Annotated in this window: 5 protein-coding genes; all 5 read right to left on the bottom strand. The window is 27.4% G+C overall.

Annotation, left to right across the window (positions count from 1 at the left end):
* Positions 1 to 434: 434 nt before the first annotated feature.
* The 5 genes from B0174_RS11910 to B0174_RS11890 all read right to left on the bottom strand — a co-directional run bounded on the left by B0174_RS11910 (position 435) and on the right by B0174_RS11890 (position 3584).
* Complete coding sequence (locus B0174_RS11910) at positions 435 to 1214, bottom strand: class I SAM-dependent methyltransferase (RefSeq protein WP_133174803.1); 780 nt, start codon at positions 1212 to 1214, stop codon at positions 435 to 437.
* The gene (locus tag B0174_RS11905) at positions 1211 to 1594 is read right to left on the bottom strand and encodes an EamA family transporter (protein ID WP_108561298.1); all 384 of its coding nucleotides are present in this window, start codon (positions 1592 to 1594) and stop codon (positions 1211 to 1213) included. Before B0174_RS11905 ends, B0174_RS11910 begins: the two co-directional genes overlap by 4 nt.
* A 166-nt stretch (positions 1595 to 1760) precedes the next feature.
* Complete coding sequence (locus B0174_RS11900) at positions 1761 to 2690, bottom strand: glycosyltransferase family 2 protein (protein WP_228156466.1); 930 nt, start codon at positions 2688 to 2690, stop codon at positions 1761 to 1763.
* A 179-nt stretch (positions 2691 to 2869) separates the two neighbouring features.
* Positions 2870 to 3379, bottom strand: coding sequence for a hypothetical protein (locus tag B0174_RS11895; RefSeq protein ID WP_133174802.1), 510 nt, complete (start codon positions 3377 to 3379; stop codon positions 2870 to 2872).
* Positions 3372 to 3584 carry a tyrosine-type recombinase/integrase gene (locus B0174_RS11890; protein WP_108561292.1) on the bottom strand — a complete coding sequence of 71 codons (213 nt, stop codon included), beginning with the start codon at positions 3582 to 3584 and terminating at the stop codon, positions 3372 to 3374. The genes B0174_RS11895 and B0174_RS11890 overlap by 8 nt, the downstream gene beginning before the upstream one ends.
* Between the last annotated feature and the right edge of the window lie 130 nt (positions 3585 to 3714).

Here is a 3714-nt window from a genome sequence, read left to right as displayed (position 1 = left end):
AATAAGAAATTGGAGCTTAACAATTTCACAACTAGCCATCCACTTTGATGGACGGCTTGATGATGCTTTAAATTTATGATAGAATTTTAGGAATTATCTAGGCTGACACAGAATGATGAACACTACCGAATTTACTGATTTTATATAATATGACCCTGTAAATATAAATATAAATATACAAAAAGTATAAAGCCCACTTTGCCATTGAATGGATGGAAAAATTTCATATAGTTTGGACATTAAACTAGACAAAGGATAACTCATAATCAATGTTCCTCTTTCACCTTCTGTAAGAAACATATATAATGCTGAATCATCGTTTAAAGTCATTCTTACTTGATGTGTTATAAATAAATATATTGACAGTAAACTAAATAATATGAAATAAATATATTTTTCTGAGTTACCTTTATATGGTGACTTATTAAATGGTATCATCTCTTTATTCCTATAAATATAAATCCAGAAGCAATATTTTTTGCCATAGGGTGTTTAATCAAAAAATAGTCTAAAAACTTTATAGGAAAAGTTAAACACATAACCAATATGTAAATAATTGTATGCAATCGCTTGCTACCAAAGGATAATAGTATCGCTATCCATTCTTGAAGTACCCATAACATTCCAGATGTTGGTCCTCCAAATGGTTTTACTTCCATTATTTCAAAATCTTTATGAAGTATTTTTATCCCTTCTTCTGTTACTCTTGTAAAGTCATAAGGAGAAGCATGAAAGCCTTGCATAAAAGGAAATGCTGTATATACAACACCATCAGGCTTTAAAACTCTATGTATTTCATCGATTACTTTTTGTGGATTTGGAACATGCTCTAAGACTGCTATATTTAAAATGACATCTATTGAGTTATCTTTGAAAGGGAGATTTTCAATATCACAAACTACATCAACATTGTCATAAGTAAATATATCAACATTACACACATTGTCTGAAACTTTGCTGTTTCCACTACCTATATTTATACAAACTTTATCTTTAGAGACATATGATTCAATAAACTTTTCTTGACTTCTATCTACAAATACAGGACTTATAACTTTTATAAGCCAATAGTAAAACTTATCATATTTTTTTAGCATATTTTTAAATTTATCCAAACTATCTTCTATATCAGAAGTTTCTAGCTTTTTAAAAATATACTTACCATCTTCTACTTCATATTTAACATCACTTTTAAACAATTCTTTACTTATCATTTTATATCCCTGCTTATTATAAAAACTCCTATTACTATACAAGTTACTCCTATATATTTATATATTGAAATACTTTCATTAAACAATACATTGGAGAAAAATAAAATAAATACAAATCCCAATGCTGTAAAAGGGTAAGCATAACTTATATCAAATTTACTCATAGCTATAATCCAAGACAAACCACTTAATAATGTAAATAGTATTGATACTAAAATATATGGATTTAGTAATAAGCCAAAAGCAAAATGAAATTTTTCAAATATATTATCAAATCCTTCAAATGAATAATTCTTCATTTGCCACTTAATTATTAGCTGACTAGATACTGCAAAAAAAACTGTTAGCAATATATACAAATGGTTTACTAAAAACTTCATCTATTTAATTCTTTCTTATTCCAGAATAGTTCTATATGCCAGTATACTATGTTTATTTTTATCATATTTTACCTATATTTTCAATTTTTGTATCTCTTTCTTATTTCTATACTGTAATGTGCTCTTTTTTATACTAATATATACTATTTATACTGATCTTTTTTTTTTAAGTAGTTTCTTGAACTATATATATAGGTCTATTTTTTGTTTCATCAAAGATTTTCCCTATATAAAGTCCAAGTATTCCCATATTTGCAAAAAGTAATCCACCTATAAAATAAATAGACACCATAACACTTGTCCAACCCTCAGTAGGAATAGAAAAAAGAAAATACCTCACAATCAACCAAAAAGCATAAAAAAGACTTAAAAGGGAAACTATAAATCCAAACTTTATAGAGAGTTTTAAAGGCTTGTTTGATTGTGAAACAATACTATCTATAGCTAAATCAATAAGTTTTTTTATTGTATAAGAACTTTTTCCTTCTTCTCTTTTAGCATGTTCGATATCTATCTCTGTTTTATTAAATCCTATCCAATTTATGAAGAGTGGATACATTCTATTTTGTTCTCGTAGTTCTTTTAAACTATCTAAAACTTTTTTAGAAATGATACTAAAGTTAGCAATAGTGTTATCAACTTTGCTTTCTGTAAAATAATCATATACTTTATAAAAAAGCTTTGAGCTAAGTTTTTTAAAAAAACCATCTTTTCTCTCACTTCGTCTACCAAAAACTATGTCATAACCCTCTTGAGCTTTGTTATAAAGCTTTACTATCTCTTCTGGTTGGTCTTGCAAATCACAGTCCATCACGACGATCCAATCACCACTCGCATAGTCAAGTCCAGCTGTTATAGCTTTGTGTTGTCCAAAGTTTCTTGAAAGGTTTATACCTTTTACTCGTTTATCTTTTAATGCCAACTCTTTGATACCTTCCCAAGCATTATCAGGACTAGCATCATTTACCATAATAATCTCAAAATCATTTGTGATCGTTGAAAGTGTTCTGTTAAGTCTTTCGTATAGACTGTTTAAACTGCTACAACAACCGTAAATTGGTGTTACTATTGAAATATGTATTTTATTATTTTTCACTCAAATTCCCTTCCTCTACAAAGACTGTCTCATAATCTTCTGTGCTTCTTTTGATATACGAGTATAAAATTCATCTATATATGGTGATGATTTATAAAGTGTTGTTACTATTGGTAGTTTCATTATTTTTACTAAACCTTTATTAACTTTTGCAAAAATAAAGTAGATTTCCTCCTCCTTTATTTCTCTCCACGCACAAGCAATCCTGTAGGCGTCTTATATACAAAATAAACCGTATGCAGTTTTATTTCTTGATAAACAGAACTACCATAAGTAATATCTATAAACCAGTTGAAATATTTAGTTAAATTTATGCCTTCTATTGAATAAGAAACAGTTTTTTTGTTATTTTGTTTTTTAATAGAGTTATATCTTCCTTCTATTCTATCCAAACTACAGTTAGACTTTAGCCCAAATACATTAGCTAAATACTTTATTTTTATAAAAGATACATCAATTCTCCATTGATCTCCATATATTTCATATTTACCAATATTATTAGCTTGTTTATCTTCTAGAATAGCGGTGTAAGAATCGTCACTTTTATTATCTTTTAAAAAATATACTTTTGCTACTAAAGTTTCATCTGATAAATTATTATAAGTTAAGGCTAATAAACTAAAACTCACGATATTAGCTACAACTAAAAATATCACTAAGAATAAAGGTATTAATAAAAGCCTACTCATAAATAACATCTAGTATAGGATTATATTTATTTTCATTAATCAAACCATTTTTTATATAATAATCCATGGTAGTAGATAATCTTTTATGTCCCAACTGTTTTTGTACATAAGTTAGTGGTACATTATTTTCAACCATAACAGATGCAAAACTGTGCCTAGTTGCATAGAGGGTTTTATATTCGATGGAGAGGTAACTAAAAAACATACACTTTTTTGCTAATCCCTAAGCCACCATTTCAGATTGTAACACTTTTTCTTTTTCTTGTTTTTCTTCAAATTTAACAGGTGATAAATTTCCTAAATAACTATGACTTCTAACTCTATTATAATAAAAT

Origin of the sequence: Arcobacter caeni (assembly GCF_003063245.1) — a bacterium.
Classification (GTDB): Bacteria; Campylobacterota; Campylobacteria; order Campylobacterales; family Arcobacteraceae; genus Aliarcobacter; species Aliarcobacter caeni.
This window is presented reverse-complemented; position numbering and strand designations above follow the sequence as displayed.